4 protein-coding genes and 1 pseudogene are annotated in these 4,038 nt (G+C 66.1%); 4 read left to right on the top strand and 1 reads right to left on the bottom strand.

Annotated elements, in window-relative coordinates; genetic code table 11:
- A partial coding sequence (locus ABZ924_RS38190; RefSeq protein WP_361920286.1) for a TetR family transcriptional regulator occupies nucleotides 1-148 on the bottom strand: 148 nt, incomplete at its 3' end.
- 36 nt (nucleotides 149-184) lie between these two features.
- On the opposite strand from ABZ924_RS38190, the gene ABZ924_RS38185 reads away from it, so the two are divergent.
- The 4 genes and pseudogenes from ABZ924_RS38185 (at nucleotide 185) to ABZ924_RS38170 (ending at nucleotide 3,618) form a co-directional block, all read left to right on the top strand.
- The gene (locus ABZ924_RS38185) at nucleotides 185-982 is read left to right on the top strand and encodes an alpha/beta hydrolase (protein ID WP_361920284.1); all 798 of its coding nucleotides are present in this window, start codon (nucleotides 185-187) and stop codon (nucleotides 980-982) included.
- Nucleotides 982-1,985 (top strand): annotated as a pseudogene (locus ABZ924_RS38180) (IS481 family transposase). Before ABZ924_RS38185 ends, ABZ924_RS38180 begins: the two are co-directional and overlap by 1 nt.
- 202 nt (nucleotides 1,986-2,187) lie before the next feature.
- Nucleotides 2,188-2,457 (top strand): hypothetical protein, encoded by a 270-nt coding sequence (locus tag ABZ924_RS38175; RefSeq protein WP_361920282.1) that lies wholly within the window; start codon nucleotides 2,188-2,190, stop codon nucleotides 2,455-2,457.
- A gap of 39 nt (nucleotides 2,458-2,496) precedes the next feature.
- Nucleotides 2,497-3,618, top strand: coding sequence for an NAD(P)/FAD-dependent oxidoreductase (locus ABZ924_RS38170; protein ID WP_361920280.1), 1,122 nt, complete (start codon nucleotides 2,497-2,499; stop codon nucleotides 3,616-3,618).
- Nucleotides 3,619-4,038 lie beyond the last annotated feature (420 nt).

Genomic DNA, 4,038 nt, shown 5'->3' with positions numbered 1-4,038 from the left:
AGAGGCTGGAGGTGGATAGCCCCAGGGTTGCGGTCAGGGTCCGGGTCGAGGTGCCGGAGTAGCCGCGTCGCCAGAAGAGGCGAGCGGCTTCGAGGACCGCGCGGTCGCGGTCGAAGGCTCGGGGGCGTCCACGGTTGCGTTCGGTCACGTTTGCACTGTAGATCGTTCGCTCCATAATAGATTTGTGGAGCGAACGATTCAGAAGAAGATTGCAGTCAGCGGGGGCAGCTGGGTCACGGCCGATGTGTACGGGGAGCCGGATGCCCCGGGCCTCGTCGTCGTCCCGGGCGTGATGAGTGATGCGCACACGTGGCGCCATGTTGCGGGCGCCATAGCGGCCTGGCCCTCAGTGGTAGTCGTGAACCGTCGGGGCCGCGCGCCCTCGGGACCGTTGACCCATTCCTACTCACTGCGGACAGAGGTTGAGGACCTCTGTGTGGTCCTTGACGAGTTCGACAGCACGAGGGCGCTCTTCGGCTGGAGCTACGGCGGCTTGATCGCCTTGCTGGCCGCCAACAAGCACCCGATTCACCAGGTGATCGCCTATGAGCCGGTGATGCAGCCATTCGGACGTCATGCACTGCCGGACCTGAAGGACGCGGCGGAGATGGCGGACTGGGATCGCTGCGTCGAGATCGTCAATCGGCAGATCTCCGGATTCTCCGCGGCGCATGTCGAGGATCTGCGGGCCGATCATGACAGTTGGGCGGTCTTGCGTCGCTTGAGCGGGCCGCTGTACACCGAACTCGGTACGCTCAACGCGACACCGCCTCCGGATGTGATGGCGCGACAGGCAGACCGAGTCGACCTGATCATCGGCCAGTGCAACCGCGGAACGGCCCCCTACGGAACGTCGTTCGACAACGTGCGCCGACACCTGGCGCACGCCGAAGTCCACGAACTCCCCGGCCAGGGCCACCTGGCCCACATTCAGGCGCCGGCAAGGCTTGGCCACCTGCTCAACACCCTCGCCGCCATCTGATGGGCACCCATGCCAACGCGCCGCTCTCCGTTGAGGGCCGCAGGCGACTGGTTGAGCGATGCCAGTCACGTCCGATCGCCCACGTTGCCGCGGAGATGGGCATCTCCAGAGCATGCGCCTCCAAGTGGGTCAACCGGTACCGACGTCATGGTGAGCTCGGCCTGCACGACCGGTCCTCCACACCCCACCGCCAACCCACAGCCACCGGGCGAGGTAGTGGAGCGGATCGAGCAGATGCGCCGAAACCACAAGTGGTCCGCAGGACGTATCGCCTTCGAACTCAGCCAAACCGCGCACGCCGTCAGTCGGCGTACCGTCACCCGGCACCTCGCCCATCTCGGCCTGAGCAGACGCCGATTCATCGACCCCGACGGCCACACCACTCGGAAACCACGCACAATCACCGCTCGCCGGCCGGGACACATGGTGCACATCGACGTGAAGAAGGTAGGACGGATACCTGACGGCGGCGGATGGCGAGCCCACGGCCGAAACAGTGACCACTCCCGGGCAGCCAACCGGAACAAAAAGAAGACCGGCGGTGGAGGGTACGTATACCTGCACTCCGCGATCGACGGGCACACCCGGCTCGCCTACACCGAGCCCTTGCCAAATGAGAGGGCCTCAACGGCGATCGCGTTCGTGCACCGAGCCAGAGCGTGGTTCGCCGCACACGGCATCACCCACATCGAACGGCTCGTCACCGACAATGGCGCCTGCTACCGCGCCGACGCGTTCACCCGCGCCCTACTCGGCTCACGGCACCAACGGATCCGACCGTACACGCCCCGGCACAACGGGAAAGTGGAACGGTACAACCGGATCCTGACAGAAGAGTTCTTGTACGCGCGCACCTGGACCTCCGAAACACAGCGCACCCAGGCGCTGGCGGTGTGGAACATCCACTACAACTACCACCGACCCCACACCGCCCTCGGTGAACAACCACCCGGCAGCCGCACTCGGCCAGACCGTAACCAACGTCCTGGCCTCATACAACTAGTACTCCAGTCTGGTTTCGTGATCTACCCGGCGGATTCGTCGGGGGTTCGTCGTCGGTAGTGGCTGCGTCGGGCTGTTGCCTGGTGGCGTCTGCGCCAGATGGACCAGTGCAGCAGTCTGGCCGTCGACACGGCAGGCGAGTCGCAGATGGCACCGAAGAGACGGCGGATCTCCGGCACGGTCAGCGTGATTGGATCGAGGCTGTGGTCGAAGTGGTTTGGACCGGCTGGCCGCTGTGGTGCCGCGTCGGCGGCGACGGCGGTCAGGAAAACCAGGGCAAGCATGGCGAGCGTGATGTGCCGGGGCCACGAGGCCCAGTGCCTCACCTGATGCCGAGTTATAATCACAAGGTCGCGAAAAACGATGTTCCGCGGGCCCACCCGCCGGACATCGCTCGTACATCGATGCAGATGGTTCTGATCGGTGAGCGTCTCCTTGCCGAGATCGGACGTCCCGTCCGCTTTTGGCGCTGACCATCGCCGACGCGTGTCGGCGCGACAGAGGAGCGCAGCATGCAGAAGACCATCGTCATTGTCGGAGCGGGACTGGGCGGACTGACGCTCGCCCGGGTGCTTCAGGCTCACGGTGTCGCCGCGACGATTTACGAGGGTGAGGCTTCGGCGACGACCCGTGCGCAGGGCGGCCTGCTCGACATTCACGTAGAGACCGGACAGGTCGCGCTTCGCGCAGCCGGTCTCTACGACGAGTTCCTCACTCTGGTCCGCCCGGGCGAGGACGCCAAGCGCGTGGTCGACCGCCACGGCACGATCCTGTTCGACATGCCTGCGGACCCCGGTTCGGCCCGTCCAGAGGTGGATCGTGGCGAACTCAGGCGCCTGCTCATCGACTCGCTGGCGCCCGGGACGATCAGGTGGGGTCACAAGCTCGCCTCGGTCCGGCACCGTGTGGAGGGTGGCTACGACCTCACCTTCGCGGAAGGTTCCGCCACGCGCGCGGACATCGTCATCGGCGCGGACGGTGCCTGGTCGAAGGTGCGTCCGCTGCTCACCCCCGCCAACCCTCTCTACAGCGGAACCTGCTTCATCGAGATCGCCCTCGCCCCGGGCGGCCAGGACTGTCGGGCGAGCGTGGCCGCGATCGGCGGCGGCACGCTGATGGCGGTCGCGCCGGGCAAAGGCATCATCGCCCATCGCTACGCCGACGGGCATGTGCGCGGATACGTGGCGCTGAACAAGCCCGAGGGGTGGATGAGGTCGATCGACTTCGGCGACCCGTCCGCGGGCCTGCGTCAACTTGCCGACGAGTTCGATGGCTGGTCGCCGCTGCTTACCGCCTTCGTGACCCAGAGCGACGCGGAACCGTGGCTCCGACCCATCTATGCCCTGCCCGTGGGCCTCACATGGGACAGGGTGCCCGGCGTGACGCTCGTCGGCGACGCCGCACATCTGATGTCGCCCTTCGCCGGCGAGGGTGCGAACCTCGCCATGTACGACGGCGCTGACCTGGCGAGCAAGCTGGTTGAGCAACCTGACATCGAGGTCGCGCTCACCGCCTACGAAGAGCGGCTGTTCCTGCGTAGCAGCGACGTCGCCGGCCGCTCGGCGAAGAACCTGGAGATCTTCTTCGGCCGGGAAGCACCGCAGAGCGTAGCCACTCTGTTCGATCACTCCTGATGCTTCAGTCCGGGTTCGCGATCTTGTCGCGGACCCGGTGGGGAACGGGTACGGCCACCGCGTGACCATCGCGCCTGGGTCCGGGATACTCCCGGTCCTGGGCGCATCTTCGCACGGTGCACCCACGATGGTCGCACGTCCGCTCGGTTCGGTACCAGCCACTGGGCGGTTGGTTGACCCCTGGTGTCCGAGCTGGGAGCCAGGAGCCCATTCGGTCAGGCGGCGAGGGAGAGGTCGAGTCGGGCAAGGTGGCTGACGCGGGTGCGGTCGAGAGGGTGGCCGTTCCACCAGGCGTCGAGGCGAATGAGGTTGAGCGCGACGGCTAAGAGGCCATCTCATTTGGCGAGCCTGCGGTAGCAGATGAGGGTGCAGGCGATGCTGGTGAAGGCGAGGAAGTGCTCGGCCTTGCGTTCGTAGCGG

The organism is Streptomyces sp. NPDC046876, from assembly GCF_040645035.1.
Lineage (GTDB): Bacteria > Actinomycetota > Actinomycetes > Streptomycetales > Streptomycetaceae > Streptomyces.
Note: the sequence above shows the minus strand (reverse complement) of the source record. Positions and strands in the feature narration are given on the sequence as shown.

Coding starts and splice junctions, on each gene's coding strand:
- ABZ924_RS38170 (WP_361920280.1), top strand. CDS start 2,497: ATGCAGAAGACCATCGTCATTGTCGGAGCGGGACTGGGCGGACTGACG.